This window comes from Nonomuraea sp. NPDC050153, from assembly GCF_044460125.1.
In the GTDB taxonomy this organism is placed as follows: Bacteria; Actinomycetota; Actinomycetes; order Streptosporangiales; family Streptosporangiaceae; genus Nonomuraea.
Genome location: NZ_JBITJQ010000002.1, coordinates 787861 through 813504, shown reverse-complemented (window position 1 = coordinate 813504; position 25644 = coordinate 787861). Strand labels below are relative to the sequence as shown.

The 25644-nt window shown below is 72.9% G+C and carries 24 protein-coding genes; 10 read left to right on the top strand and 14 right to left on the bottom strand.

The features are described from left to right. Positions 1–741 (top strand): ABC transporter ATP-binding protein, encoded by a 741-nt coding sequence (locus ACIBQ1_RS07990; RefSeq protein ID WP_397275429.1) that lies wholly within the window; start codon positions 1–3, stop codon positions 739–741. On the opposite strand, the gene ACIBQ1_RS07985 is transcribed toward ACIBQ1_RS07990, so the two are convergent. Further along, the gene (locus ACIBQ1_RS07985) at positions 733–1455 is read right to left on the bottom strand and encodes a dienelactone hydrolase family protein (RefSeq protein ID WP_397275428.1); all 723 of its coding nucleotides are present in this window, start codon (positions 1453–1455) and stop codon (positions 733–735) included. The genes ACIBQ1_RS07990 and ACIBQ1_RS07985 overlap by 9 nt on opposite strands. Before the next feature lie 97 nt (positions 1456–1552). Between ACIBQ1_RS07985 and ACIBQ1_RS07980 the strand changes: the two genes are divergently transcribed. Next, positions 1553–2353 (top strand): helix-turn-helix domain-containing protein, encoded by an 801-nt coding sequence (locus ACIBQ1_RS07980; RefSeq protein ID WP_397275426.1) that lies wholly within the window; start codon positions 1553–1555, stop codon positions 2351–2353. Here the strand turns inward: ACIBQ1_RS07980 and ACIBQ1_RS07975 are convergent. Then, entirely contained in the window at positions 2350–3231 is an 882-nt protein-coding gene (locus ACIBQ1_RS07975) for a LysR family transcriptional regulator (protein ID WP_397275424.1), read from the bottom strand. The two genes, ACIBQ1_RS07980 and ACIBQ1_RS07975, sit on opposite strands and share 4 nt — an antisense overlap. A gap of 73 nt (positions 3232–3304) precedes the next feature. On the opposite strand from ACIBQ1_RS07975, the gene ACIBQ1_RS07970 reads away from it, so the two are divergent. Both ACIBQ1_RS07970 and ACIBQ1_RS07965 read left to right on the top strand, forming a co-directional pair. After that, the gene (locus ACIBQ1_RS07970; RefSeq protein WP_397275422.1) at positions 3305–3973 is read left to right on the top strand and encodes a type 1 glutamine amidotransferase domain-containing protein; all 669 of its coding nucleotides are present in this window, start codon (positions 3305–3307) and stop codon (positions 3971–3973) included. A gap of 85 nt (positions 3974–4058) precedes the next feature. Further along, the gene (locus ACIBQ1_RS07965; RefSeq protein WP_397275420.1) at positions 4059–5024 is read left to right on the top strand and encodes an alpha/beta hydrolase fold domain-containing protein; all 966 of its coding nucleotides are present in this window, start codon (positions 4059–4061) and stop codon (positions 5022–5024) included. A gap of 39 nt (positions 5025–5063) precedes the next feature. Here ACIBQ1_RS07965 and ACIBQ1_RS07960 read toward each other — a convergent pair whose 3' ends face one another. After that, positions 5064–6098, bottom strand: a complete 1035-nt coding sequence (locus ACIBQ1_RS07960; RefSeq protein WP_397275418.1) for a helix-turn-helix domain-containing protein — start codon at positions 6096–6098, stop codon at positions 5064–5066. Positions 6099–6160: 62 nt separating this feature from the next. Here ACIBQ1_RS07960 and ACIBQ1_RS07955 point away from each other — a divergent pair, with 62 nt between their 5' ends. From ACIBQ1_RS07955 to ACIBQ1_RS07945, 3 genes are read left to right on the top strand one after another with little or no spacing between them, the layout of a single operon-like run. Beyond that, entirely contained in the window at positions 6161–7264 is a 1104-nt protein-coding gene (locus tag ACIBQ1_RS07955) for an acyl-CoA dehydrogenase family protein (protein ID WP_397275417.1), read from the top strand. Next, positions 7261–8223 (top strand): acyl-CoA dehydrogenase family protein, encoded by a 963-nt coding sequence (locus ACIBQ1_RS07950; RefSeq protein WP_397275415.1) that lies wholly within the window; start codon positions 7261–7263, stop codon positions 8221–8223. Before ACIBQ1_RS07955 ends, ACIBQ1_RS07950 begins: the two co-directional genes overlap by 4 nt. After that, a complete protein-coding gene (locus ACIBQ1_RS07945) occupies positions 8220–9041 on the top strand; it encodes a TIGR03619 family F420-dependent LLM class oxidoreductase (protein ID WP_397275413.1) in 822 nt (273 codons plus the stop codon). Before ACIBQ1_RS07950 ends, ACIBQ1_RS07945 begins: the two co-directional genes overlap by 4 nt. Before the next feature lie 28 nt (positions 9042–9069). Here ACIBQ1_RS07945 and ACIBQ1_RS07940 read toward each other — a convergent pair whose 3' ends face one another. The 7 genes from ACIBQ1_RS07940 to ACIBQ1_RS07910 form a co-directional block, all read right to left on the bottom strand. Beyond that, positions 9070–10752, bottom strand: a complete 1683-nt coding sequence (locus tag ACIBQ1_RS07940) for a CHAP domain-containing protein (protein WP_397275411.1) — start codon at positions 10750–10752, stop codon at positions 9070–9072. Between the two features lie 276 nt (positions 10753–11028). Then, positions 11029–11778 carry a glucose 1-dehydrogenase gene (locus ACIBQ1_RS07935; RefSeq protein WP_397275409.1) on the bottom strand — a complete coding sequence of 250 codons (750 nt, stop codon included), beginning with the start codon at positions 11776–11778 and terminating at the stop codon, positions 11029–11031. Then, positions 11765–13780, bottom strand: a complete 2016-nt coding sequence (locus ACIBQ1_RS07930; protein WP_397275408.1) for an acetate--CoA ligase family protein — start codon at positions 13778–13780, stop codon at positions 11765–11767. Before ACIBQ1_RS07930 ends, ACIBQ1_RS07935 begins: the two co-directional genes overlap by 14 nt. Continuing rightward, positions 13777–15285 carry a class I adenylate-forming enzyme family protein gene (locus ACIBQ1_RS07925; protein WP_397275406.1) on the bottom strand — a complete coding sequence of 503 codons (1509 nt, stop codon included), beginning with the start codon at positions 15283–15285 and terminating at the stop codon, positions 13777–13779. Before ACIBQ1_RS07925 ends, ACIBQ1_RS07930 begins: the two co-directional genes overlap by 4 nt. A 15-nt stretch (positions 15286–15300) precedes the next feature. After that, positions 15301–15624, bottom strand: a complete 324-nt coding sequence (locus ACIBQ1_RS07920; RefSeq protein ID WP_397275404.1) for a VOC family protein — start codon at positions 15622–15624, stop codon at positions 15301–15303. Further along, positions 15621–15983: a Zn-ribbon domain-containing OB-fold protein gene (locus ACIBQ1_RS07915; protein WP_397275402.1), complete on the bottom strand. Its 363-nt coding sequence runs from the start codon at positions 15981–15983 to the stop codon at positions 15621–15623. Before ACIBQ1_RS07915 ends, ACIBQ1_RS07920 begins: the two co-directional genes overlap by 4 nt. A 53-nt stretch (positions 15984–16036) precedes the next feature. Then, positions 16037–17773, bottom strand: coding sequence for a serine/threonine-protein kinase (locus tag ACIBQ1_RS07910; protein ID WP_397275400.1), 1737 nt, complete (start codon positions 17771–17773; stop codon positions 16037–16039). Between the two features lie 176 nt (positions 17774–17949). Here ACIBQ1_RS07910 and ACIBQ1_RS07905 point away from each other — a divergent pair, with 176 nt between their 5' ends. Both ACIBQ1_RS07905 and ACIBQ1_RS07900 read left to right on the top strand, forming a co-directional pair. Further along, positions 17950–18531, top strand: a complete 582-nt coding sequence (locus ACIBQ1_RS07905) for an isochorismatase family cysteine hydrolase (RefSeq protein ID WP_397275558.1) — start codon at positions 17950–17952, stop codon at positions 18529–18531. Continuing rightward, a complete protein-coding gene (locus ACIBQ1_RS07900; protein ID WP_397275399.1) occupies positions 18531–19268 on the top strand; it encodes an SDR family NAD(P)-dependent oxidoreductase in 738 nt (245 codons plus the stop codon). Before ACIBQ1_RS07905 ends, ACIBQ1_RS07900 begins: the two co-directional genes overlap by 1 nt. A 15-nt stretch (positions 19269–19283) precedes the next feature. Here the strand turns inward: ACIBQ1_RS07900 and ACIBQ1_RS07895 are convergent, their stop codons facing one another. Further along, the gene (locus tag ACIBQ1_RS07895; protein WP_397275397.1) at positions 19284–20459 is read right to left on the bottom strand and encodes a serine hydrolase domain-containing protein; all 1176 of its coding nucleotides are present in this window, start codon (positions 20457–20459) and stop codon (positions 19284–19286) included. Between the two features lie 44 nt (positions 20460–20503). Here ACIBQ1_RS07895 and ACIBQ1_RS07890 point away from each other — a divergent pair, with 44 nt between their 5' ends. Next, entirely contained in the window at positions 20504–21412 is a 909-nt protein-coding gene (locus tag ACIBQ1_RS07890; RefSeq protein ID WP_397275396.1) for a cyclase family protein, read from the top strand. 94 nt (positions 21413–21506) lie between these two features. Here the strand turns inward: ACIBQ1_RS07890 and ACIBQ1_RS07885 are convergent, their stop codons facing one another. The 3 genes from ACIBQ1_RS07885 to ACIBQ1_RS07875 form a co-directional block, all read right to left on the bottom strand. After that, positions 21507–22664: a cytochrome P450 gene (locus tag ACIBQ1_RS07885; protein ID WP_397275394.1), complete on the bottom strand. Its 1158-nt coding sequence runs from the start codon at positions 22662–22664 to the stop codon at positions 21507–21509. 208 nt (positions 22665–22872) lie between these two features. Further along, a complete protein-coding gene (locus ACIBQ1_RS07880) occupies positions 22873–24357 on the bottom strand; it encodes an AMP-binding protein (protein WP_397275392.1) in 1485 nt (494 codons plus the stop codon). 17 nt (positions 24358–24374) lie between these two features. Further along, positions 24375–25430, bottom strand: a complete 1056-nt coding sequence (locus ACIBQ1_RS07875) for an LLM class flavin-dependent oxidoreductase (protein WP_397275390.1) — start codon at positions 25428–25430, stop codon at positions 24375–24377. Positions 25431–25644: the final 214 nt, after the last annotated feature.

The following is a 25644-nucleotide window of genomic DNA, read 5'->3' as shown; positions in this document are numbered from 1 at the left end:
ATGCTGGTCGTGGAGGGCGTGTCCGTGGCGTTCGGCGGGGTCAGGGCGCTGGACCAGGTGTCGTTCGAGGTCGCGGCGGGTCAGGTGTGCGGCGTGATCGGGCCGAACGGGGCCGGGAAGACGACGCTGTTCGACGTGGTCTCGGGGCTGCGCCGGCCCGGCGAGGGCCGGGTCCGGGTGGCGGGCCGGGACCTGACCGGCGTGTCCCCGGTCCGGCGGGCCAGGGCCGGGGTGCGGCGCACGTTCCAGCGGACCCAGGTCTTCGGCCGGCTCACCGTGGCAGGCAACGTGCTGGCCGCGCTCGACTGGCACGGCGGCGGGGGCGGGCTCGCCGCCGACCTGGTCGGCTGGCCCGCCCGCCGCCGGCTGGAGCGGGAGCGCGGTGAGCGCGTGGCCGAGGTGCTGGAGCTGTGCGGGCTCACCCCGCTGCGCGACGCGTACGCCGCCGCGCTCCCCGTCGGGCAGCGCCGGCTCGTCGAGCTGGCCAGGGCCCTGGCCGACCGGCCCCGCCTCCTGCTGCTGGACGAGCCCACCTCGGGCCTGGACGCCTCCCAGACGGCCCGCCTCGGCGAGGTCGTCAAGGCGCTGGACACGACCGTGCTGCTGGTCGAGCACGACATGGGCTTCGTCATGGAGACCTGTGACCGGATCGTCGTGCTGGACCTCGGCAAGGTGATCGCCGCCGGCGAGCCGGGCGAGATCCGGGAGGACCCGGTCGTCAGGGCCGCCTACCTAGGATGAGTGGCGCTCCGTGAACGACAGGATGCGGCGCCAGGAGTCCTGGCACGCCTCCGCCCACTCGGCGTACGAGCGGTCGAAGTAGGAGTGGGGCGCGCCCTCGTAGACGACCTTCTCGTGCCCCGTGCCCACCCGGTCGAGCGCCGCCTCGAACGCCTCGAACTGCTCGGGCGTGGTCGCCGTGTCGGCACCCGCCAGCAGCATCAGCAGGGGCGCGCCGGGCCCGGTCGTCGGCTCCGGGATGGCGCGCAGCGCGCCGTAGAAGCCGATGCCGCCCGCCAGGCCGTTCCCCTCGTACGCCTGCCGCCATGAGTGGGCGCCGCCCATGCAGAAGCCGACCGTGAAGACGGGGCCGTCGAGCTGCTCGGTGGCCGCCCTGGCGTCGGCCCTGACGTGCTCGGCCGTGAGCTGCGTGACGTGCTTCATGTAGTCGAAGTCGTCGCCGCGCTCGCCGAGGCCCGCCGTGCGGCCGAAGTAGTCGATCGCGATCGTACGGAAGCCCGCCTCGGCGAAGCGCACCGCGAGGTCGCGGTAGTACGGGTGCAGCCCGCGAACGTCGGGCAGGATCACCACGCTGCGCCCGTTCGGCTCGGCGGGCTCGGCCCGGTAGGCAAGAAGACGGTTGCCGTCGGCGGCCGTCAGCTCGATCTGCTCGTGAGAGGCCACCTCGCCCTGGATCGGCGGTGCGGGCGGCCTGCTGTCGGTGGAATGGCACATGAGGCCAGCATGCCCACCGTGATCGCGGCTATCCAGGTACTCGGAGTGTCAGGCTCGGCGTGTCCCGGCAGGGCTATCCACGGGCAGACTTGTCCCCATGAACCGGGAACTCGGGGCATTTCTCCAGGCCCGCAGGAACGAGGTCATGCCGGAGGACGTGGGGCTGGCGAGCGGGCCGCGCAGGCGGGTGCGCGGGCTGCGCCGCGAGGAGCTGGCCGAGCTGGCGGGCATCAGCGTCGAATACCTCGTACGCCTCGAACAGGGGCGCACCGCCCAGCCGTCCGCGTCCGTGATGGAGTCGCTGGCCAGGGCGCTCGGCCTGAGCGAGGCCGAGCGGACGCACCTGTTCGACCTGGGCGCGCCGCGGCCCCGCAGGACGCGGCCGTCCGGCGGGGTGCGGCGGGAGCTGGTGGAGCTCATCGACCGCATGACGGACGTGCCGGCCATGATCTTCGACCACCGGCTCGACCTGCTCGCCTGGAACCGGCTGGCCGACGCGCTCTTCCCCGGCCTCTGCCGCCCCGGCGCCAACCTGGCCAGGTACAACTTCCTCGCCGAGCCCGATCTCTACGCGGACCGCGAGGAGGTGCTCCGGGCCACGGTCGGGCAGCTCCGCCTGGCCACCGGCCGCCACCCCGACGACCCGGCGCTGACCGCCCTGATCGGCGAGCTGTCGGTGCACAGCCCGCGCTTCCGCACCCTCTGGGCGGGTCGTGTCGTGAGGGAGCGCACCAACGGGGTCAAGCGGTTCACGCATCCGGTGGTGGGCGAGCTGGCGCTGCGTTACGAGACGTTCGACCTGCCGGGCGGATCGGGGCAGCGGGTCAGCCTGCTCCACCCCGAGCCGGGCGGCGCCGACGAGGAGTCCCTGCGGCTGCTCGCCTCCTGGTCCGCCTAGTAGGTGGGAGCGGTGCGGAACGCCTCGATGAGGTGCGCCCGTACCCGGGCCACCGCGGGCTTGGCCAGCGCGCCCGAGCGCACGGCCAGGTAGCCGGTGTTGATCGGCGCCTCGTCGGGTTCGGCCAGCGTGACCAGCGTGCCCGCCGCCAGGTCGCGGCGGCACAGGTAGGCGGGCAGCACGGAGACGCCCATCCCCGCCCTGACGGCGCTGAGCACCCCGCGCAGGTCGGGGATGACGACCTGGGCCGCCATCACGGGCCGCCTGCCGAACACGGACCGCCAGAAGCGGCGCACGATGGGCAGGTCCTCGGCGTAGGCCACCAGCGGCACCCCCGCCAGCTCCCTCGGCCCCACCCTGGAAAGCGCCAGGGAAGGGGCGGCGACCAGCAGGAACTCCTCGTCGTAGACGGCCTCCGCCTGCACGCCGCGCACCCGGGGCCGGATCGTGGACAGCACCAGGTCCAGGCGCCCGGCCGCGAGGTCCGCGAGGAGGTCGTCGGACAGCCCGAGCGTCGTGCGGAGCCGCAGCCCGGAGCGCACCAGCGGGGCGAGCATCGGCATGACCTCCTCGCACAGGAACTCGGCGGGCCCGCCTAGGTGCACGGCCGCGTCGGAGGGCAGCTCCGACTCCACCACCTCGTCCAGGGCGTCCAGCGAGGGCGCCACCCGGCGGGCCAGCTCGTCGGCGGCCGGCGTGGGCGCGACGCCGCGCGGCAGGCGGTCGAACAGCGGCCGATCCAGCGCCGACTCCAGCGTCTTGACCTGCGCCGTCACGGCCGGCTGCGACAGGCCGAGGGTCTGCGCGGCGGCCGTGATGGAGCCGGTCCTGTGCACCGCGAGGAACGTCCGCAGCAGGTCGAACGAGATAGACGACATATCACTATTCTGATACCTAGGACGATATTTCGTTATTTGTTACCTATGGCGGGGCGGGGGCACGATGTGAGACATGAGCAAGCGCATTCTGATAGCCCTGACCAGCAATGACGACCTCGGCGGCGTCGAGCGGACCGGATACTACGTGCCCGAGGCGGCCCACCCCTGGGAGATCTTCCGCAAGGCCGGCTACGAGGTGGACGTGGCCAGCGTGCGGGGCGGGCAGCCGCCCCAGGACGGGTTCGACGCCGGCGACCAGATCCAGGTGGCCTTCCTGGCCGAACTCCGACAGCGGGACACCGACCGCCTCGCGGACGTCGACGCCTCCCGCTACGACGCCGTGCTGTACGCCGGAGGCCACGGCACCATGTGGGACTTCCCCGACGACCCGGACGTCATCCGCGTCGGGCGGGAGGTGTACGAGCGGGGCGGCGTGGTGGCGGCGGTCTGCCACGGCCCGTCCGCGCTGGTGAACCTGACCCTCTCCGACGGTTCGTACCTGGTGGCCGGCAAGCGGGTGGCGGCGTTCACCAACGAGGAGGAGCGGCTGCGCGGCGTGGCCGACGTGGTGCCGTTCCTGCTGGCGGACAAGCTGGTGGAGCGTGGCGCCGAGCACGAGCCGGGCGCGAACTGGCAGGCTCAGGTCGTGGTGGACGGCAGGCTCGCCACCGGCCAGAACCCGGCCAGCGCCGCGCCCCTCGCGGAGCGCGTCCTCGACGTCCTCGCCGAACGGCGGGGCTGAGGAGCGCAATCGCCGCCGGATGGCGGTTGTGCGGCGCGGCGCTGGCTCTGACCATCGAGGAGTGGCCTTGTAGAAGGGATATCAGATGGCATACCACCCCAACCTCGACCCAGAGATCCGCGCCTTCCTTGAGCAGACGCCGCTCCCGGTGTTCGACACGGCGAACCTGACGCCCGAGGAACTGCCCGGACACCGCGCGCAGATCAACGCGTTCCTCGCCGCCGCGCCGCAGGCCGACACCGACGTCGTGATCGAGGACCGGCACGTGCCGGGGCCGGACGGCGCTCCCGACGTGCGGGTACGGATCTACCGCCCGGCGGCCGACGGCGTGGGGCGGCCGGGCCTGTACTGGATCCACGGTGGGGGGATGATCATCGGCACGCCCGAGATCGACGAGGCGATGATGATCGGCTACGTCGAGGAGCTCGGGTGCGTGGCGGTCTCCGTCGACTACCGGCTGGCCCCGGAGAACCCGCATCCCGCGCCGGTCGAGGACTGCTACGCCGGGCTGGTGTGGACCGCCAAGGCGGCGGAGGAGCTCGGCATCGACCCGGCCAGGATCGCGGTCGGCGGCGCCAGCGCGGGCGGCGGGCTCGCCGCCGCCACCGTGCTGCTGGCCCGCGACCGGGGCGGCCCCGACGTGGCGTTCCAGCTGCTCGTCTGCCCGATGCTGGACGATCGCAACATCACCCCGTCCAGCCACGAGTTCACCGAGGCGGTGGTCTGGGACAGGAGCGCGAACCTCTACGGCTGGACCGCCCTGCTGGGCGACCGGATCGGCACCGACGACGTGCCCCCGTACGCGGCGCCCGCCAGGGCCACGGAGCTGGCCGGGCTGCCTCCGGCGTTCATCGACGTCGGTGAGCTGGAGGTGTTCAGGGACGAGGACGTCGACTACGCGCTGCGGCTGTCGCAGGCGGGCGTGTCCACCGAGCTTCACCTCTATCCGGGGGCCTTCCACGGGTTCGACGGGATGGTCCCGGACGCCGCGCTCTCCAAGCGGGCGCGGGCGGCCCGGCTGGCCGCGCTCAAGCGGGCGTACGGGCTCTGAGGCTCGCGCGGCTCCGGCGTGGGAGGTCCGGCGTGCGGCTCAGGCGGGCGTGCCGGACCTGAGGTTGGCGCGTAGGCGGACCAGGGCGAGGGCCAGGTGGGCGCGCAGGCGTCCGGCCGGGTCGGCGAGCGAGAAGCCCAGCACGGACTCGGCGCGGGCGATGCGCGCGGCCATCGAGCTGTGGTGCAGGTGCGAGGTGGCGGCGGCGCCGCGGACCGAGCCCGCCAGGCACAGCGCCCGCACCGCCGCCAGGTGCTCCTCGCCGAGCCGCTCCATCGCCCGGACGTCGGCCAGCCCCGCGACCGCCGGCTCAGGAAGGTCGGCGAACAGCGCCAGAGCACCCAGCTCCGACCAGCGCATCACCCGATCGCGCGGGCCGGTGAAGCGGAGCGCGGTCCGCGCGCCGGCCCACGACTCGGCCGCCCGCGCGCCCGGCAGCTCGGGCCCGATGCCCACCCGCGACCCCTCGGGCAGGTCGCGGGGCAGGGTGGTCGCGACCAGGACGGCCTCCGTGTCGCCGATCCTGGCGGCCCGCACCTGGTGACCCATGGCGCGCAGGCCGGCGGCCAGCCCCTGGTCAGGCAGGGCGATGGCCAGGGCCTGGAGCGGGGTGGAGGGGGCGAAGCCGAGCAGGCGCAGGGCGCGGGCGCGTTCGACGTCATCGGTCTCGGCCGACAGCACCAGCTCCACCAGCGCGGGGTCCTGCCCTGAGCGCGCCGCGCGTTCGAGGGTGACCTCGGCCGCCACCGCGTACCGTTCGAGGACGATCTCGTCGAGCCCGTGCGCCGGCCCCTCGCGCTCCATCCAGACCGCCCCGAGCCCGTCGCTCAGCTCCCTGACCTTGGGTGGGGCGTCAGCGGGTGTGTCCACGGCGCCGGTGGGCGACGTACGGGTGCGGCGGCCGGTGGCCGCGTCGAGCAGCCCGACCGAGCACTGCGCCAGGCGCGCCGTGGCCGCGAGCAGCGTGGGCACGCTCACGTGGTCGCGAAGCAGCGAGTCGAAGTAGGCGATCACCCGCACCGCGCTCTCCGCGTCGGCGTCGAGCGTGGACAGCTTCAACAGCAGTCCCTGCATGGCCAACAGACTATGTCTGAAAACCGCTGTTCGGCTTACCAAGCGTGCGCTAGGTTGGCTTTGTGGATCTCGACTTCTCCCCGGCCGAGCAGGACTTCCGCGCCGAGGTTCGCGGCTGGCTGGGCGCGCACGTGCCGGGACCGCTTCCGTCCATGGACACCCCCGAGGGCTTCGCCGCGCACCGCGCCTGGGAGGCCCGGCTCGCGGACGCGCGGCTGTCCGTCGTCTCCTGGCCCGAGGAGTACGGCGGGCGCGGCGCCTCCCTGATCGAGTGGCTGATCTTCGAGGAGGAGTACTGGGCCGCCGGAGCCCCGCCCCGCGTCACCCAGAACGGCATCTTCCTGCTGGGCCCGTCGCTGATGCGCTTCGGCACCCCCGAGCAGCGCGAACGGTGGCTCCCGGCCATGGCCAGGGGCGACGACGTGTGGGCGCAGGCCTGGTCGGAGCCGGAGGCGGGCAGCGACCTGGCCGCGCTGACCTCCCGCGCCGAGCGCGTGCCCGGCGGCTGGCGCCTGTACGGGCACAAGACGTGGAGCTCGCGGGCCGCCTACGCCACGCACGGGTTCGGCCTGTTCCGCACGTCGGGAACCCGGCACAAGGGGCTGACATACTTCCTCTTCCCTCTCGCGGACGTCGCCGTGCGGCCGATCGCGCAGCTCGACGGGCTGCCGGGGTTCGCGGAGCTGCACTTCGACGGGGTGTTCACGGCCGACTCGATGGTGCTCGGCGAGGCCGGCGAGGGCTGGCGGGTCGCGATGGCCACCACCTCCTCCGAACGCGGCCTCACCCTGCGCAGCCCCGGCCGCTTCCTGGCCACGGCAGACCGGCTGGTCGCGCTGGCCCGCTCCGCGGGCGACCCCGCCGCCGCCGACCGGGCCGCCAGGTGCTGGATCGACGCGGAGGCGTACCGGCTGCACACGTTCGCGACGGCCCGGCGGCTCACGGCGGGGGAGGAGATCGGGGCCGCCGCCAGCATGGGGAAGGTGTTCTGGTCCGAGCTCGACCTGCGCATGCACGCCCTGGCCATGGAGCTCCTGGGGGACCGGGCAGGAGAGGCGGGCTGGCTGGACGGGTTCCTGTTCGCGCTGGCCGGGCCCATCTACGCGGGCACGAACGAGATCCAGCGCAACATCATCGCCGAGCGGGTCCTGGGGCTGCCACGATGAACTTCGGATTCACGGACGAACAGCTCGCGCTGGCCGCCACGGTGCGGGACGTGCTGCGGGCGCACTGCCCACCGGCCGCGCTGCGGTCCGAGCGGCGGCCGGCCTGGGAGCAGCTGGCCGAGCTGGGCTTCTTCGGCCTGCTGGTGCCTCCCGAGTCCGACGGGCTGGGGCTCGGGCTGGTCGACGTCCTGCCCGCGCTGGAGGAGACCGGGCGGGCGTGCCTGCCGGGGCCGGTCGTCGAGACCGCGGTGGCGGCGCCGTACCTGCTGCCGGACCATCCCAAGCTGGCCTCCGGCGCGCTGAGCGTCGCCGTGCTGGCGCCGGGGCAGGCGTACGCGCCGGACGCCGACCTGGCCGACCTGCTGGTGGTGGCGCGGGACGACGGGTGGCGCCTGGTCTCCCGGGAGTCCGTCCGCCTCGCGTCCAGGACCGGGGCGGATCCGTGCCGTCCCGTGTTCGAGGTGGCCTTCGACGAGTCCGAGGAGCTGGGCGGCCCGGCCGGGCCGGCGCTGCGGCGGGCCACGGTGGCGACGGCGGCGCAGCTCGTCGGGGTCGCCAGGGAGCTGCTGGCGGTCACCGTCGCCTACGCGCGGGTCCGGACGCAGTTCGGCGCGGCGATCGGGTCGTTCCAGGCGGTCAAGCACCAGCTCGCCGACGTGGCCGTGGCGGTGGAGTTCGCCGCGCCGCTGGTGCACCGGGCGGCCCTGTCGGTGGACCGGGACGTCGAGACCGCCGACCGGGACGTGAGCGCCGCCAAGGCCGCCGCCGGTGAGGCCGCCGTCCTGGCGGCCCGGGTGGCGCTGCAGGCGCACGGGGCGATCGGGTACACCGAGGAGCTGGATCTACGGTTCTGGCTCGCGCGGGCCTGGTCGCTGTCGGCCGCGTACGGCACCACGGCTTTCCACCGCGAGCGCTTGCGTGCTGCCGTGCCGGCCGGTGACCTGCGGAGGTACCCATGAAGTTCGGCGTGCCGCTCGGGCTGGTGCATCCGGCCGCGTGGAAGGACGTGGCGGTGGCGGCGGACGAGCTGGGGTTCGAGTCGGTCTGGCTGCCCGAGCACCTCGTCTTCGCCACCGACCTGTCGCTCGCCCGCTACCCGGGCACGTCCGACCCGGGGATCAAGCCCACCACGCCGCTGTTCGACGCGCCCGCGTACCTGTGCTGGCTCGCCGCCCTCACCTCCCGCGTCAGGCTCGGTACGGCGGTGCAGCTCCTCGCCCTGCGCCACCCCTTCGTGTCCGCGCGTGCCTTCGCGACCCTGGACGTGGTCTCGTCGGGACGGGCGATCTGCGGGGTCGGCGCGGGCTGGTACCGGGGCGAGTGGGAGGCGGCCGGCGTCGAGTTCCGCACCCGGGGAGCGCGGCTGGACGAGGCGATCGAGGTGGTCAGGCGGCTCTGGAGCGAGCCGGTGGTCACTCACTCCGGGACGTTCTACTCCTTTCCCGAGGTCGCGTTCGAGCCCAAGCCGGTGCAGCGGCGGTTGCCGGTGCTCGCGGGCGGGGAGTCGGCCGCCGCGCTGCGCCGGGCGGCCCGGCTGTGCGACGGGTGGATCAGCATGCCGCACACCCTGGAGTCCATCAAGCCGCAGCTCGACCGGCTGGGGGCGGGGGTGCCGGTGACCGCGCACGCGTACGCGCTGGCCTCGCCCGACGAGGTGCCCGCGTGGGCGGCGCTGGGCGTGGAGCGGCTGATCGTGCGGCCCTGGAGCCGTAGCCGGGACGCGGTGTCCCGGCTGGCCGCCTTCGCCGCCGACTACGGGGTCGGGGACGCGGCGTGAGGCTGCCTCCGGGACTGACCGGGGGCGCTCACGCGCGGTGGCGTCCCCGCCTGCGGGACTGGCCGGGGGCGCTCCGGCCGGGCTGGCCGGTGGTGTTTCTGCCGGGCTGGCCGGGTGCGCTTCGGCTGGGCTGACCGGTCGCGCTCCTGGCGGGATGGCCGGTGGCGCCTCTGCCGGGGCCGCCCGCGCCGACCAGTTGGCGGTCGTCCTCGCGCCGGTGCGGCGGCGGGAACCCGGGGGTGGCGTGCCGTCGGCCCACTGACGGGGCGTCCTGGGCGAACGGCTGCGCGCCGCCGATGTGGACGCCCTGGGTGGGCGCCGGCCGGCGGTGGCGGCGGCCACGCGCCGGGAGATCGGTCGCGAAGGTCCCCGACTCGTCGGCGGGGTGCCCGAGGCGGCGGCGACGGCCCTGGTAGGTGGCGCCGACGTCGGGGGTGTCGAGGACGTCCCCGCCGCCGCGGGCCGGGGCGAAGGCGTCGAACGCGCTGGTCGCCTGGGGGATGACGATGCGCTCGAACGGCCCGGTGTCCACGAAGCGCTCCAGGGGCCCGGTGTCCACCAGGATCTCGACCGGCCCACTCCGGGTGGGCTGGGCCGGCTGGGAGCGGAGGAAGGCGTCCAGGGCGGTGTCCAGGGCCGTGGTCGGCTGGAGTGTGGTCGTACGGACCGGCTCGGCGTCGAGCTTGCGGCGACGACGGCGGTTGGCGGCAGGGCGGGGTGCCGTGCCCGCCCCCCTGCCCGCCCCCGTGCCCGACGCGGTGGCCGGGGCGGTCCGGAGGCGGCGGGTCTTGGCCACGGCGAGCAGCGCCAGGGCCGCCACCAGGGCCGAGCCGACCAGCGTCGGTGAGGAGATGGCCGGCATCGGGCCGGTCGCCGAGGCGTCCGCGTGCGTGGGGAGGGGCTCGGCGGTGGCCGCCGTGGTGTCGGCCGTCGCGGGCTTGGCGTGCTTGGCCTTCTTCGGCTGCTTGAGGGCCTCGGCGGCCGTGCCGTCCGAGACGGAGCCGTTGGCGATCTTGGTGGGGGCGGGCGAGGGGGCGGCCTCAGGGCTCTTCTTCGCGGGGGAGCTGCCGATCCGAGGGGCCTGGGCAGGCTCCACGATCTCGCTGCGCGGGATCAGGGAGCCGAGCGAATCGTGCTCGGGGAGCTGGAGCACGCCGACGTCGGTCCCGGGTCCCGGCTGCAGGGCGGCCTGCTCCTCGGCCTTCTTCTGGGCCTCCCGCTGCTGCCGGGCCGCCTCCTCGTCCAGGCGGTCCTTGATGCGTTCCGGGTAGCCGTACCCGACGACCTTGCTCGTGTCGCGTTCCTTGCGCTTGGCGACGCCTCCGTCGATGTTGCCCTCGATGGTGAAGATCTTGTCGCCCTCGACCCGCGTCACGATGCCGACGTGGTCGATGTTGTCGATGCTGTTCGAGCCGCTCCAGTCGTAGAAGACGAACGCCCCGGGCTTGGGCTTGTGACCCCACGCCCCCTGCTCCTTGAACCACTCCGCGTGCGACACCGTCCACGCGAACTGCCCCATCCAGTCCTCGTACCCGAGCTTGTGCGCAGCCCAGGAGAGGTACATGTCGCACCACGGGGCGGAGCTGTAGTCGGCGTCGAACTCGACGTTCTTGCCGTACCACTCGCCGAACTTGGTGTATGCCCCGGCTTTCTCGGCATACCCGAGCTGGCTCTCCAGCAGCTCGATGAACTTCTGCATCTCTGGCGTCATGGAAGTATGGGGCAACCTTCCGGGCAAGACCGGTTTGTCCGCATAGATCCCGGGTAAAGGGACACCCCGTGACTAGTGGGACAAAACCGGAGGCTTGTCGTCTTCCGTGATGAGCGAGGCTACCGTGCCGTCTCGGCAGGTCAAGCCAGCATCAAGAGACGCTCAAGCTTTCCAAGACCAAGAACCCGCTGGTCAAAGATGCTGCCAGAAATGTCCAAGCTAAGGTGGTTTAATCCAAAAAGATCTACCTTGTTCCAGGTGGGAGGCTTGCCCGAGTCAGTAGCCCGCGCCCGTGAGCAGGCCGCCGTCCACCGTGAACTCGCTGCCGGTGCAGTAGCTCGCCCGGTCCGAGGCCAGGAAGGCCACCACGTGGGACACCTCCACCGGCTTGGCGAAGCGCTTGATGACCATGGACTTCACGAAGGCTTCGGCGTCGACCTCGTTCATCAGGTCGGGATCCATCGCCATCGAGGTGTTGATCGCGCCGGGGTGCACCGAGTTCACCCGGATCTTGAACCGGGCCAGCTCCCGCGCCGCCGACTTGGTGACCCCGCGCACCCCGAACTTCGACGCCGAGTACGCAGACAGCCCCTCGGCCCCGACGTAGCCCTCGATCGAGGAGATGTTCACGATCGAGCCCCGTCCGGCCGCCTTCATGGGGTCGATCACCGACTTGATCCCCAGCCAGGTGCCCCTGAGGTTGACGCCGATCACCCGGTCGAAGTCCTCGGGCGACATATCGCTGATGCGACGAAATTTCAGGATCCCGGCGTTGTTGACGAGCACGTCCAGCCGACCGTGCAACTCGCCAGCCGTCGCCACCGCCCGCTCCCAATCCTCCACGCTCGTCACGTCATGATGGACGTACGCGGCCCCCGTCTCCTCGGCCAGCGCCTTCCCTTCTTCATCCAGCACATCACCGAACACCACCCGCGCGCCCTCTTCGAGGAACAGCCGCACGTGCGCCGCTCCCATCCCGCGAGCCCCGCCGGTGATCAACGCGACCTTGCCGTCAAGCAATCCCATGACGTCCTCCAGCCGCGACGGCCGCCGCCGCCGCCTCCATGGAGCGGTAGACGGGGATCCCCGCCGCCGCCGCGATCCGCCTCACTTCGTCCTCGACGCCCGGGGGCGCGCACTCGCCGTTCCTGGTGACGAGGGTGATCCTGGTGCGCGGCAGCGTGGCCTGCGCCTGCGCCACGGCCCGCGCGTACGCGTACAGGGGCTCCGCCGCGTCCCCGTACGTGAAGAACGCCTGGACGTTCACGTGCAGGACGACGTCGCCGTACGGACGGGAGCGCAGCAGGGCGGAGAGCACCTCGGGCACGAGCCCGGCCCGCCCCATGGGCCCGACCGGCACTTCGAGCGGGTTGCCGGCGGCCACCACCCCAAGCCCGCGCAGCGCCTCCGGCGCGTCCGGGGGCAGCGGGTCGAGCCGCACCCCCGCCAGGTCGAACGCGTCCGCCGCCAGCACGCTCGCGCCCCCGCTCGGCCCCGCCACCAGCACGCCGCCGCGGGCGTCGCGCGAGCCGTGCGCCTGGAAGTACGCCAGCACCCCGATCAGGTCGTCCTGGCTGGAGACCAGCACCGCCCCCGCCTGCTCGGCCACCGCCTCCCACACCCGCCGGTCGCTCACCATGCCGCCCGTGTGGGAGGCCGCCGCCTCCTGCCCCTGCCCGGTCCGCCCGCCGACCAGCAGCACCACCGGCAGGTCCGCGGAGCACAGCGCCTCGAACAGCTCGCGCCCGTCACGCGGGTCCTCCAGGTACAGCCCGACGGCCCGCGTCTCCTCGTCCCCGGCGAGCCAGCGCAGCAGCTCGGCGGGGGTCACGTCGGCCGAGTTCCCGACGGTGACGACCCGGCTGAACGCCAGCCCGCGCCGCTCCCCGACCTTGATCACCTCGCCCGCGAGCCCGCCGCTCTGCGAGATCAGCGCCACCGTCCCGGCGGGCCCGAGCCCGCCCCCGACGAACGTCTGCCGTCCCCGGGGGCTGTACACGCCCATGCAGTTGGGCCCCAGCAGCCGCGTGCCCGCCGCCCGCGCCGCCTCGGCCAGCTCCTCCTCCAGGTCCGGCCGGCCCGTCTCGGCGAACCCGCCGCTCATGACCTGCACGAACGGCACCCCGCGCGCCTCCCGCACCACCTCGGCGCACCGCTCGGCGGGCACCGCCACGAGCGCGTAGTCCACGTCCGCCGCGGCGAGGGACGGCACGGCCCGCACCCCGGCCACCTCGGCCGCCGTGGGGTGCACGGCCACCAGCGGGACGCCCGCGGCCCGGTAGAAGCCGAGGAACATGTTCCCGAAGTTCGGCCTGGTCGTGGAGGCCCCGACGACGGCCACGGCTCTGGGCTCGAAGAGCGGCAGGAAGTCCGTCGCCGCACCGGGCGCGCCCGCGGGCGGTCCTGGGGCGGGCAGGTGGCGGGCGTCGACCGCGATCACCCCGGAGGGGCCGGCGATCACCGGGTTCAGCTCGAACTCGCCCAGTTCGAGGCGTTCCCACAGCCCACCCGGGCCGCCGACCGTCATGAGCAGCTTGACCACCGCGTCCACGTCCACCGGCGGGCCGCCGCGGCTCCCGTACAGGAGGGAGGAGCCGCGCAGCGAGGCCAGCATGCGCCGCGCGTCCTCCTCCGAGATCGGGCAGAGCCGCAGCGCCGTGTCACGCAGCGCCTCCGTCCACACCCCGCCCAGCCCGGTGAGGAGCACCGGCCCGAACCCAGGGTCCCGCACCAGGCCCACGATGAGCTCCACACCGGCCTCGGCCTGCTCCTCGACGAGGAACCCGGCGACCTCCAGCCGGGCCCGCATGCCGGCGGCCGCCGCGGCGAGGTCGTTCCTGGACAGCCCCAGCGCGACGGCGCCGACGTCCGACTTGTGCACCAGCCCCGGGCCGAACGCCTTCAGCACCAGCGGCTCGGCCAGCTCCGCGGCCCGGTCGAAGTCGAGGTCCCGCACCACCACCCCGCGCGGCACCGGCACTCCGGCCGCGCTGAGCAGCGCCTTGACCTCGTGCTCGTACGCGCTCACCCGAGCAGCTCGCGGATCTTCCCGCGCAGCAGCTTGCCGGGGCCGCCGGAGGCGTCCTGCGAGTGCGGCAGCGCGTCGGCCACCACGATGTGGTCGGGCCGTTGATGGGCGGGCAGGGTGTCGGCCAGGGCGAGCGCCAGCTTGGACGCGTCCAGCGTGTGCCCCGCCCGCGGCACGACCGCCAGCAGAACCTCCTGCTCGGAGGCCCCTTCCGGCACGCCCACCGCGCCCGCCTCGGCGACGCCGTCCAGCGCCGAGGCCGCCTCCTCGATCACGACCGGCTGCGTCCAGACGCCGCCCTTGAGTATCGAGTCCTCCCGCCTGCCCAGCACGCGCAGCACGCCGTCGGGGGAGAGCGTGCCGAGGTCGCCGCCGACGTACCACTCGCCGCGCAGCACCTCGGCCGTCCGCTCCGGCAGGCCGTCGTAGCCGGTCATCCGGTGCGGCCCGGCCAGGTTGATCTCGCCGACCTCGCCGACCACGCGCTCGCCGTTCGGGTCGGTGATGCGCACCGCGTTGCCGGTGCGGGCGCGGCCCGAGGAGCCGAGCGGGGTCGTGCCGTCGTCCACGCGGCCCATGCACGTGTACGGGGCCTCGGTCTGGCCGTAGTAGGAGTACACGCCCGCCTGCGGCAGCCTGGCCTTGATCCGTTCGAGCATGGTCGCGGTCAGCGGCTCGCCGCCCAGCATGATCACCTGGATGGACGACAGGTCCACGTCCTCATGGTCGGGGGAGGCGAGCAGGGCCGCGTAGAACGAGGGGATCTGCGAGAGATGCGTGACCCGTTCGCGGGGGACGACGCGCAGGAAGTTCGCCGGGCCCCAGTCCTGCTCCAGCACCAGCCGTATCCCGGCGTACAGGGCGGGCCCGACGATGGCGGGGAAGCCGATGCCCCAGATGATCGCGCCCGTCCCGAACACCGAGTCGGGGCCGCACGGCACGTCCAGCCAGATCTGCGCCGTGGCCAGCGACGACGCGTGCGTGTGCACGACCGCCTTCGGGAGTCCCGTCGTGCCCGAGGTGTAGTAGAGCGCCAGCGGGTCGTCGTACCGGCCGCTGATCGGCGGCTCCTCGTCGGAGTCGCCTTCGAGCTCCCGCACGTCGATCCACGTGGTCACGGCGGGCAGCGAATCCCTGATCTGGGCGACCACGCCCTCGACCGTCGCGTCGTACACGAACGCCGTGCACCCCGAGGCCGCCACCACGTCGCGCAGCGTCTCCACCGGCCAGTACGGGTTCAGCGCCGCCGTCACCGCCCCGATCTTGGCCTGCGCGAGGTAGACCTCGGCCACCCGCAACGTCTCGTTGAGCAGCGCCGCCACCCGCCGGCCCGGCCCGACCCCCCTCTCCAGCAGGGCGTTGGCGCGGCGGTTGACGTTCCTGTTGAGCTGGTCGTAGGTGAAGCTCTGCTCGCCGCAGTACGTGAGCGCGACCTGGTCGGGCGTGCGCAGCGCTCCGGCGGTCAGGATCGCGTGGCCGTAGTTGCCGTAAGGTGTTCGCGCCATGGGGGAGGCCTCCAGTCAGAGGGGCTGATAGAGCACGAAGACGTTTCCTGAGGGGTCGCGCAGCACGGCCCGGATCTCGTGCGGCCCCTTCTCGGGCTCCCGCACCACCTCGCCGCCGCGTGCCACCAGCTCCCGCGCGGCCTCCGCCACGTCGTCCACCTTGTACGACGGCGCGGCCGAGGAGGTGACGTGCTCGGCGGGCCCGGCCAGCGCCACGGTCACCCCGCCGCCGTCGAGCGCCGCGAACCTGTCGCCGTCCCTGAACTTCACCGGCAGCCCGTAGAAGGCGATCGCCTCGTCCAGGTTCGCGACGGGGATGAGCACGTTGCCGAGCTTCACACGGGCCTCCAATGGGGGAGTTCGTCGATGAACGTCACACGTACCGGCATGCCGACGCGTACCTCGTCGGGGGCGCATCCCACCACGTGCCCGAAGGCTCGCACGCCCGCCGGCAGGTCCACCCAGGCCATCACGTACGGCTCCCGGCCCCGGTAGGCGGGGGCGAACGAGCGGTGCACGACGGTGAAGGTGTGCACGACGCCCTCGCCCTCGACCGGCTCGAAGACGAGCTCCGCGCCGCCGCACCAGGGGCAGGCCGCCTCGGGGAGGTGCACGCGCCTGTTACAGGACGTACAGCGCTGGACGACCAGCTCGCCGCGCTCGCAGGCGGCCCAGTACGCAGAGGTGTCACCGCTCATCGCTTGCCAAGCTAGCGCACGCTTGGTTGCCTCACAAGGCCCCCACCCCGCCGCTAAAGGGGCGGCTCCTCCTCGGGCGTCGAAAAGAGCATCATGGGCTCTTCGGAAGGCCGGCCGGTGGGCTCGTCCGACGGTCGGGCGAAAGATTCCTCCGACGGCGTAGGCGTCCCGACGGCCGTCCTGCTGTGCTCCTCGCTGGGCGTAGGCGTAGGTGTAGGCGAGTGGGGAGTCGGCGTAGGCGTAGGGCAGGCGGGACCGTCGACGGCGACCTCGCTCACCTGCGGCCCGTTCGCCGCGGCCGGCTCCGTCATCACCACGAGCCCGAAGTACGCCCGCTTCCCGCAGGAAACGCCCCCGGGGTCGTGCGTGACGGCGCTGGTGTAGGCCGTGCTCCCCCGCAGGGTCCGCGTCTCCTGCCGGACCGTCCGCGCCGCCCCGCCGTCCCCTTCCCGCCGCGTGTACGAGATCCGTAGCCGCACGGGCCCCGTCCCGTCGGCCGAGACCTTGACCGCCCCCGCCGTGCCGCTCCACCCCACGATGCCGGCGGCCTGCACCGCGGCGGGACGCGGCACCGAGGTCCCGCCCTGCCGCACCGTGGCGGGAGGACTCGGGGGAGGAGGGGTGGGGGTGGCCGTACGCGCGGGCGTGGTGCGCCGGGGAGCGGCGGACGCCTGGGTGCGGGTGGGCGTGGCCGCGTCCACGGGAGTCGGATCCGGCTCGCTCCGCGTCGCCTTGGGCGCCGGCATCAGGATCGTGCCGGGCCCGGGAGGCAGGCGCCCGCCCGACATCATGAGCGCGATCGACACGGCCACCACCGTCGCCCCCGCCACCCACAGGTGCGGTGGCAGCCGGGGCATCTGGAGCACCCGGTCCCGGATGGTGGTCGTGACGCCGGCGGCCCGCTCGGTCCTGGCCAGCGGGAAGCGCAGGGCCAGCAGCGTGGCCAGCTCGCCCAGGTGCCGCCGCCCGCGCTTCTCCCAGTCCGCGCCGTACCCGGCGAGCGCGTCCTCCTCCAGCTCCGCCGCGAACTGCCTGGCCGAGGCGTACCTGGTCGCCGGGTCCTTGGCCATCCCGCGCCTGAGCAGGTCGCGCAGCGAGTCGGGCGCGACCTCCAGCGGCACCGGCTCCACCAGGTGCTTGTCCCGCACGGCCGGGACGTCCAGCTCCCCGTCCTCGCCCTCCTTGACGGCCCGGTACGGCGGCCGCCCCCTCACCGCCTCGAACAGCACGCACGCCGCCGCGTACACGTCGGCGGGCGGTCCGGCCCGGCCCTGCGTCCACAGCTCGGGCGACATGTACTCGGGGCTGCCGGCAGGCACGCCCGGCTCCTCCGCGTGCACGACCACGCCGAAGTCCGCCAGCTTGCTGGTGCCGTCGGCCTGGACCAGGATGTTCTCCGGCTTGACGTCGCGGTGCGGCACGCCCCGCTCGTGCGCGGCGGCCAGGGCCAGCAGCGTGCTCTTCAGCACGGCGAGGGCCGCCTCCGGGCTGATCCCGCGGTGCTCGGTCAGGAGCGTACGCAGCGAGACGCCGTCCACCAGCTCCATGACGACGGCCGCCCTGGTGGGGGTCTCGACGTACTCGTAGCACCGGACCACGTTGGGGTCGTCGATCTCGACGAGTTCGTGGGTGTCCGACCGGAAGCGGTCCATGAACTCGGTGTCCCTGCGCAGGGTGGCGTTCAGGTACTTGATCGCCACGTAGGCGCCCGTCTGCTGGTAGGTGGCGAGGAACACGCGGCCGGTGCGGCCGGCGCCGAGCTGGCGGACTTCACGGTAACCAGGGACCAAGTCGAACCCCCATTAGCAGCCGTCTTCGATTCGACGGTCTCACCCGGGGTTCGGGTTGTCACGACTGGAGATATTTCGCCGGGCGTTAATGGGAAATGACCCTGAGTCGCGGGTGATATGCTGAGGCGTCCCAAGCAAGCGCTCGGCTAAATCGACGGAGGTCGCCCGTGGAGCGCATGGCCGTGCTGGTGATGGAGATGCAGAGGGGCGTCGTCGGCGATCTCACGAAATTTCCGGATCTGGTGGCGGCCTGTACGCGGCACGACGTCGTGGCCAACGCCGCCCGCCTCCTCCACACGGCCAGGTCGGCCGGGATCCCGGTGATCCACTGCACGGCGGCCTTCCGCCCCGACCGGGCCGGCTCCCACGCGGGCAACTGCCCGTTCATCGTCTCCCTCCTCAAGGACCCTGACCACATGCTGGAGGGCACGGCCGCCACCGAGGTGCTCCCGGAGCTGTGGGACGGCGGCGACCTGGAGAGCCGCCGGCACCACGGCTTCTCCCCATTCACCGGCACCGCGCTCGACATGATGCTGCGCTCCCTGGGCGTCTCGCACGTGGTCGCGCTGGGGGTCTCGCTCAACCTGGGCATTCCCGGGCTCGCGCTGGAGGCGGTCGACCTGGGCTACCGGGTGACCGTGGTCAGGGACGCGGTGGCGGGCATCCCGGAGGAGTACGCGCAGGCCGTGCTGAAACACACGATCAGCCTCCTCGCCACCCGCGCGACCACCGCCGACCTGGTGGAGGAGTGGAAGTGATGGACGGGCTGCGCCTGGACGGGCGCGTGGCGGTGGTCACCGGCGGAGCGGGCGCGATCGGCGCGGCCATCGCCACGGACCTGGCCGCGCTGGGGGCGGAGGTCGTCGTCGCCGACGTGGACCTGCCGAACGCGGAGAAGGTGGCCTCGGGCCTGCCCGGCGCGCGGGCGCTGGCCGTCGACCTGGCCGCGCCGGCGTCCGTCGAGGAGTTCGGCGGCGCCGTGGGTCCCGTGGACATCCTGGTGCACAACGCCGGGGTGTCGATCGTGGAGCCGTTCACCGAGAGCGACCCGGCCGGCTGGGACGTCATGTGGCAGGTCAACCTGCGCGGGCCGATGCTGCTCACCAAGCTGCTCCTGCCCGGGATGGCGGCCAGGGGCCGGGGGCGGCTGGTGTTCGTCTCCTCGGACGGCGCCAGGGCGGGCTCGGGCGGCGAGGGCGCGTACGCGGCCACCAAGGCGGGGCTGTTCGGCCTGGCCAAGACGCTCGCCAGGGAGGCCGCCAGGGCGCGGGTCACCTCCAACGTGGTCTGCCCCGGCCCCACGGACACGCCGATGCTCCGGCGGGTGTCGGCGGCCGAGCCGGGGCTGGTGGACAAGATCGCGCGAGGCATCCCGCTGCGCCGCCTCGGCACGCCCGCCGACGTGGCGGGCCTGGTGGCCTACCTCTGTACGGATCGCGCCGCGTACATCACCGGGCAGACGCTGTCGGTGAGCGGCGGCGTGACCATGCACTGAGCGATCATGACGCGGTCAGAGCGAGTCGTAGACGGCCTGCACCAGGCGCAGGCCGCGCAGGTTGCCGGAGACGGCGTTGGCCATCTTGTTCATGACGTAGCCGATGCCGAGGCCGCGTTCCGGATCGCCCGCGCCGAGGGACCCGCCCAGCCCGGAGTGGCCGAACGCGGTCTCCGACGGCATCAGGAACGTCATCGACGGCCGCATGTAGCCGAGGCCGAACGACGTGTCCAGGAGGAGGACGCGGTCGGGGCCGTGGACGCGGGGGCGTACGGCGTCGCGCAGCGTCTCGGGGCGCAGCAGCTCGCCCGCGATCAGCGAACGGTAGAACCCGGCCAGCCCCCTGGCCGTGGTGACGACCCCGGCCGCGGGCCAGCCCGCGCGCAGGATGGCGGGGTGGTTCGCGCCGCCCTTGAGCAGGTGCATGCCGGGGTTGCCGAGCGCCCGGTTCATGAGGCTGCCCGGATCGAGCGCGGCCTTGGCCATCTCGGCCAGCACGCCCCCAGCCTGTCCCTCGGCCTGTCCCTCGGCCTGTCCCTCGGTAGGCGCCGGGCCCGTGCCGGCGCGCTCGCCTGCCTTGAGGCGGGCCGTACGGGCGATCACCGCGTCCGGCGCGCCCACCCACAGCTCCAGCCCCAGTGGCCCGGCGATCTCGGCGGACGCCAGTTCGCCCACCGACTTGCCCGTCACGCGCCTGATCACCTCCCCGACCAGGAAGCCGTACGACAGCGCGTGATACCCGTGCGCCGACCCCGGCTCCCACAGCGGCGCCTGGCCGGCGAGCCGGGCGGCGATGGCCGCCAGGTCCCCGAACTCCTCCACCGGCACCGGCTCCTCCACCGTCGGCAGCCCGCTCTGGTGCGTGAGCAGGTGCTCGACGGTGACCGACCCCTTGCCCTCGGCCGCGAACTCCGGCCACACGTCCGCGACCGGCCCCTGGACGTCCACCAGCCCCCGCTCGGCGAGCTGCAGCAGCACGGTGGCGGTGATCGCCTTGGTGCAGGAGTAGGCGAAGGCCGGCGTGTCGTGCTCCCAGGGCCGCTCCGTGTGCCGGTCGGCGACGCCGCCCCACAGGTCCACGACCAGCTCGCCGTCCAGGTAGACGGCGAAGGCGGCGCCCAGCTCCGCACCGTCGGCGAGATGCCGTTCGAACACCTCGCGCACGCGCGAGAACCGCGGATCGCAGTGCATCAGACCTCCGCATTCGCATGAGACAGGGGAAAGGAAGCGCTTACTTGGTTCACGAGCCTAACAACTGGGGACGATTCGGCCCAGACGATCAGCGCGGCACCCTCAACCTCCTCACCCCGGCCGTGGTGCTCGACGCCCTGCGCAGCGCCACCACGGGCGAGGTGCTGAGCCTGGCCATGCCGATCAGGGGCGCCACCTCCTCGCCCGCCCCCACGACGGTGCCACACCTGCCGGGCCGCCCGCTGCCGCAGCACTTCATGTCCGTGGACGGCGGCGACTACGCGGCCGGCGCCCGCGCGATCGGCGAGGGCCTGTACGTGGCCGACGACGCGCTCGTCGTCAGCCACCACGGGACCACGACCCACATGGACGCGCTGTGCCACATGTGGTCGGGCGACGAGCTCTACAACGGCCACCCGGCGGCCCGGGTCCGCTCCTACGGCGCGACCAGGTGCGGCATCGAGCAGGTGGGCGGCGTGGTGGCCAGGGGGGTGCTGTTCGACGTGCCCCGGCGCCTCGGCCTCGACCACCTGCCCGCCGACTTCCGGATCCCGGCGGAGCTGCTGGCGGAGATCGCCACGCCGCGGGCGGGGGACGCCGCGGTGATCCGTACCGGATGGCCCTCGGTGTGGGGGCGCTCGCGCGAGGAGTACTGGTCGGGCCAGCCCGGCCTGTCGGCGGAGGCGGGCCGCTGGCTGGCGGCGCACGACGTGTCCGTGGTGGCCTCGGACAACGCCGCCGTCGGCGGGCTCAACGCCCGCGGCCTCGCCGACGAGGGGCTCGCCGACGACCTGCACCTCATTCTGCTGCACCGGCACGGCGTGCACCTGATCGAGATGCTCTGGCTGGAGGAGCTGGGGGAGAGGGGGTGTACGGAGTTCGTGTTCGTGGTGGCGCCGCTGAGGATCGAGGGCGGCACGGGCAGCCCGGTGACGCCGCTGGCCATCCTCTGAAGACCTTGGAACGCCTCAGCCGGTAGCGGACCAGGTCACCGTTCAGCCCGTCGTGGGCCGGACATCGGTCAGCCGGTCTTGGGCCGGCCATCGGTCAGCCGGTCGTGGGCCAGGTCACCGGCAGACATCTCACCCCGTACACCGAGGCGTCGTGCTTCAGCGGCACCTCGGTGGCGGGAACGGCCAGCCGCAGGCCGGGGAAGCGCTCGAACAGCGCCCGGCAGCCGATGCGCAGCTCGTTCCTGGCGAGCTGCTGCCCCAGGCACTGGTGCACGCCGTGGCCGAACGCCAGATGCCGCCGCGCGTCCGGCCGGTCCAGCCTGAGCGCCTCCGGATCCTCGAACACCGCGCCGTCGCGGTTGATCATGGGGAGGGACAGGGCGACCGTCTCGCCCTTCCTGACCAGCTCTCCCGCCACCTCCACGTCCTCGAGCGCCGCCCTGGACGGCGCCCCCTGGTGCAGGATCGACAACCAGCGCAGCAGCTCCTCCACCGTGCCCTCCCCGAACTCCTCGACCGGCGGTCCCTCCTTCAGCAGCGCGAACACCCCCAGGGCCAGCATGTTCGCGGTGGTCTCGTGTCCCGCCACGAGCAGGATCAGCGCGACGTGGGTCAGCTCGTCGTCCGTCAGCTCGCCGGTCAGCCCGCTGAGCAGGTCGTCGCCCGGTTCGACCCGCTTGCGGCGTACCAGCTCGCCCAGATACGCGATGAGGTCGGCCGTCGCCCGCGCGCCGTCCCTGCCGGCGGTGACGATGGCGGCGCTGCGGTCCTGGAAGAAGTCGTGGTCGGCGTACGGCACGCCGAGCAGTTCGCAGATGACCAATGACGGGATCGGCAGGGCGTAGGCCGTCACCAGATCGACCGGCGGGCCCGCCTTCTCCATGGCGTCGAGGTGGTCGGCCGCGATCTGCTCGATGCGCGGCTCCAGCAGCCGCATCCTGCGCACCGTGAACTGCCCGGTGAGCAGGCGGCGGTAGCGGGTGTGCTCGGGCGGGTCGGTGGCGGCGAAGAACCCGGGCGGGGCGGGTTGGGCGGCACCGCCGGGGCGTACGACGTGCATGGCGCTGTGCCTGAGCTCCTGCCTGGCGCTGAACCTCGGGTCGCCCAGCACGGCGCGCCCCGCCGCCATCGTCGTGGCCAGCCAGCCCGGATGCCCGTCGGCCATCTCCAGCCGGGTCATCGACGGCAGCCCGCGCAGGCCCGGGGGCGGGTCGAAGGGGCACTCCTGGTTGCGTTCGATGGGAAGTCGCATAATTTTGAGAGTAGACTCTCAATTGATTGTTGTATAGCTATTGAATGTCCTCTCTTGCAATCGGATCCGGATGGCCGCCCTTCATCGAAGCGCTCCAGCCCAGCTACGACCGCCCCAGCCCACCCGCCCGACGCGGCCCGCCTGCTCGCTCGGGGCCCCGGCCGGGCCGTTCGCGTGTCCGGCCGGGGCTTCCGGCAGCCGCCTGGGGTCAGGTGCCGGGGTAGTTGCCGCCGCCGTGTGCCTCGTCCAGAGCGTCGTAGTCAGGGGTGAAGCCGCGTTTCGGGATCGTGTCCACGAACGCCACCTGGCTCGGCTTCTTGTACGACGCCAGCTGCGTCCTGACGTGGTCGACGAGTTCGTCCGCGGTGGCGGCGGCGTCCGGCTTGAGTGCGACGACGGCCTTGACCGCCTGGTGCCAGGTGGGGTCGGGGACGCCGATGACGGCGGCGTCGGCCACGGCCGGGTGGGACTTGAGGGTGCGTTCGACCTCGGCCGGGTAGATGTTCTCGGCGCCCGATTTGATCATGCGGAGCTTGGGGCCGATGAAGGTGATGGTGCCGTCGGGTTCGCGGCGGCCGAGGTCGCCGGTGTGGTGCCAGCCGTACGCGGACTTGGCGGCATTTAAGTCGGGCCGGGCGAAATATCCGGAAAAGAGGGTCTTGCCGCGGGCGCAGATCTCGCCCACCTCGCCGGCCGGCAGCTCGGTTCCGTCCGGAGCCAGGATGCGTACCTGGACCAGCGGAGAAGGACGTCCCGCGAACCCCGACCCCCCGTCGGCCAGCCCGAGGAACGTGAGCATCCCCCCGACCTCGGTCTGCCCGTACCCGCCCATCTTGGACCGGCACCAGGGAGAGTCGTCCACCGTGATCATGCTGTCCCACTCGGCCGAGTGCGCGACGAACCTCAGCGACGACAGGTCGTACTTGCCCCCCGCGTTCGCGGCCGTCACCGCGTCGATCATCGGCCCGAACAGGAACGCCTGCGTCACCTTCTCGGCGTCGATCAGGCGGCAGACCTCCTCGGCGTCGAAGGCGGGCATGAACACGTTCGTGCCGCCGATCTGGAGCGTGGCCAGGCAGAACATCATCGTGCCCACGTGGAAGAGCGGGCCGTTGTCGAGGAACGTGAAGCCGGGCTCCATCTGGCGTACGACGAGGAGCGAGGCGCTGTGGGCGACCAGGGCGGCGCTGCTGAGCAGGGCCGCGTTGGGGCGTCCGTCGAAGGCGGCGGTGTAGAGGGCGAGGACGGGCTCGGTGTCGTCCACCTGCGGGAAGTCCCTCGGAGTCCCGCTCGCCACCAGCTCCTCGTACTCGTCCCCGGCTCGCACCCAGGTGCTCTCGGACACGGCCGTGGTGGCGTCGGAAGGCTCCCATACGACGACTTTGGGGGTCAGATCGGACAGGACGAACCGCAGCTCGTCCTCCGACTGCCGCCAGTTGGCCGGGCAGAGGATCGCGCCCAGCCGTGAGCAGGCCAGCAGCAGCTCCAGCACGGCGTGGGAGTTCTGGCCGAGCCACACGACCCGCTCCCCGGCCGCCACACCCCGCCCCGCCAGGGCGTCGGCCAGCCGGGTCACCCGGGCGTCGAGCTCGGGGTACGTGCGCCGTACGTCCCCGTCCACCACCGCCGTGACCTGGGGACGGCTGCGGGCGTGATCGGCGAGGAGGTCTGACAGGGACAGGCTGTGGATCATCTGAGCCTCCCGAGGGATTACTGGAACGCCGGCATGACTTCGGCGGCGAAGAAGCGCATGATCCGCTTCATTTCCTCCAGCGGCATGGGGCGGGTGCTGCCGAAGTCGCACAGGAGGTTCGAGAAGCCGGAGTCCCGCAGGAGGGAGATCTGCTGGATCACCCGCGTCGGGTCCCCGATCACGTCCAGCTGCTCCCACCGGAAGTCGGTCGACACCGTGCCGCCCTTGAGGTAGCGGTCCTGGTAGTACTCGAAGCCCTGCGCGGCCCGGCCGGTCTTCGGGTCGATGGGGGCGCTGCGCTCGTTGAAGATCCGCGAACGGTCGAACGACGCCTCGAACCGCGCCTGGTCCTCGCGCGCCTGTTCCAGGGTCGGCGCCACGTACACGCTGCGCGCCACCACCAGCTCCGCGCCCTCGGGGTGGCCCGCCTGCGCGGCCGTCTCCCGCCAGGTCTCCGCGGCCTTGACGACCTTGCGGAACGGCGCCGCCGGGTCGGCCAGGATGGGCAGCCCGCGCTCGGCGTACATGGTGACGGTCTCGGGGGAGACCGCCGCCACGTGCAGCGGCGGGTGCGGCGACTGCAGCGGCCTGGGGACGAGGCCCACCTCGGAGCCGGTCCTGTAGAACTTCCCCTCATGCTGGTACGAGTCCTGCGTCCAGAGCCCGATGATCACCTCCAGCGCCTCGTTGAACCGGTCGCGGGCTTCGGCCAGGTCGATCCCGAACCCCTCGAACTCGAAGCTCTGGTACCCCCGTCCGATCCCCAGGTCCAGCCGCCCCCGGGAGAGCACGTCCACCATCGCGGCCTCCTCGGCCACGTGGATCGGGTTGTGCAGGGGCAGCACCACGATGCCCGTCCCGAGCCGGATGCGGGAGGTGCGGGCGGCGGCGTGGGCGAGCATCGTGAACAGGTTGGGGACGACGCCGTAGTCCCGGAAGTGGTGCTCGGCCAGCCGTACCCCGTCGAACCCCAGCTCCTCGGCCAGCTCGATGAGCTCCAGATGGTAGTCATAGACGTCCTTGAAGCTGTGGCCGTCGAAACGGTGGAAGAGGTGGAAGGTCGAGAACTTCATGCGGCGACCCCTCGGCAGGCGGCTAAACCAAGCGCTCGCTTGGGAGCGTACCACGCCACCCAGGAACGCCCCAGGGGCCGGGGGAAACGCATGGCCTTCCACGAAGGCGGCGCTTCGCGCCAAGGGGTTCCAGACAGTGTCTCCCAGGAGGGGCTCCGTCCCCCTTCGACCCCCCGAAACCCCCCGCTCGCTTCGCTCGCCGGTCCCCGCCCCT

Coding starts and splice junctions, on each gene's coding strand:
- ACIBQ1_RS07965 (WP_397275420.1), top strand. CDS start 4,059: ATGGCATACCACCCCAACCTCGACCCAGAGATCCGCGCCTTCCTTGAG.
- ACIBQ1_RS07975 (WP_397275424.1), bottom strand. CDS start 3,231: ATGTCGTCTATCTCGTTCGACCTGCTGCGGACGTTCCTCGCGGTGCAC.
- ACIBQ1_RS07895 (WP_397275397.1), bottom strand. CDS start 20,459: ATGCACTGCGATCCGCGGTTCTCGCGCGTGCGCGAGGTGTTCGAACGG.
- ACIBQ1_RS07960 (WP_397275418.1), bottom strand. CDS start 6,098: ATGCAGGGACTGCTGTTGAAGCTGTCCACGCTCGACGCCGACGCGGAG.
- ACIBQ1_RS07940 (WP_397275411.1), bottom strand. CDS start 10,752: ATGACGCCAGAGATGCAGAAGTTCATCGAGCTGCTGGAGAGCCAGCTC.
- ACIBQ1_RS07970 (WP_397275422.1), top strand. CDS start 3,305: ATGAGCAAGCGCATTCTGATAGCCCTGACCAGCAATGACGACCTCGGC.
- ACIBQ1_RS07880 (WP_397275392.1), bottom strand. CDS start 24,357: ATGATCCACAGCCTGTCCCTGTCAGACCTCCTCGCCGATCACGCCCGC.
- ACIBQ1_RS07925 (WP_397275406.1), bottom strand. CDS start 15,285: ATGGCGCGAACACCTTACGGCAACTACGGCCACGCGATCCTGACCGCC.
- ACIBQ1_RS07905 (WP_397275558.1), top strand. CDS start 17,950: ATGGCCGTGCTGGTGATGGAGATGCAGAGGGGCGTCGTCGGCGATCTC.
- ACIBQ1_RS07935 (WP_397275409.1), bottom strand. CDS start 11,778: ATGGGATTGCTTGACGGCAAGGTCGCGTTGATCACCGGCGGGGCTCGC.
- ACIBQ1_RS07985 (WP_397275428.1), bottom strand. CDS start 1,455: ATGTGCCATTCCACCGACAGCAGGCCGCCCGCACCGCCGATCCAGGGC.
- ACIBQ1_RS07950 (WP_397275415.1), top strand. CDS start 7,261: ATGAACTTCGGATTCACGGACGAACAGCTCGCGCTGGCCGCCACGGTG.
- ACIBQ1_RS07915 (WP_397275402.1), bottom strand. CDS start 15,983: ATGAGCGGTGACACCTCTGCGTACTGGGCCGCCTGCGAGCGCGGCGAG.
- ACIBQ1_RS07875 (WP_397275390.1), bottom strand. CDS start 25,430: ATGAAGTTCTCGACCTTCCACCTCTTCCACCGTTTCGACGGCCACAGC.
- ACIBQ1_RS07990 (WP_397275429.1), top strand. CDS start 1: ATGCTGGTCGTGGAGGGCGTGTCCGTGGCGTTCGGCGGGGTCAGGGCG.
- ACIBQ1_RS07885 (WP_397275394.1), bottom strand. CDS start 22,664: ATGCGACTTCCCATCGAACGCAACCAGGAGTGCCCCTTCGACCCGCCC.
- ACIBQ1_RS07980 (WP_397275426.1), top strand. CDS start 1,553: ATGAACCGGGAACTCGGGGCATTTCTCCAGGCCCGCAGGAACGAGGTC.
- ACIBQ1_RS07945 (WP_397275413.1), top strand. CDS start 8,220: ATGAAGTTCGGCGTGCCGCTCGGGCTGGTGCATCCGGCCGCGTGGAAG.
- ACIBQ1_RS07900 (WP_397275399.1), top strand. CDS start 18,531: ATGGACGGGCTGCGCCTGGACGGGCGCGTGGCGGTGGTCACCGGCGGA.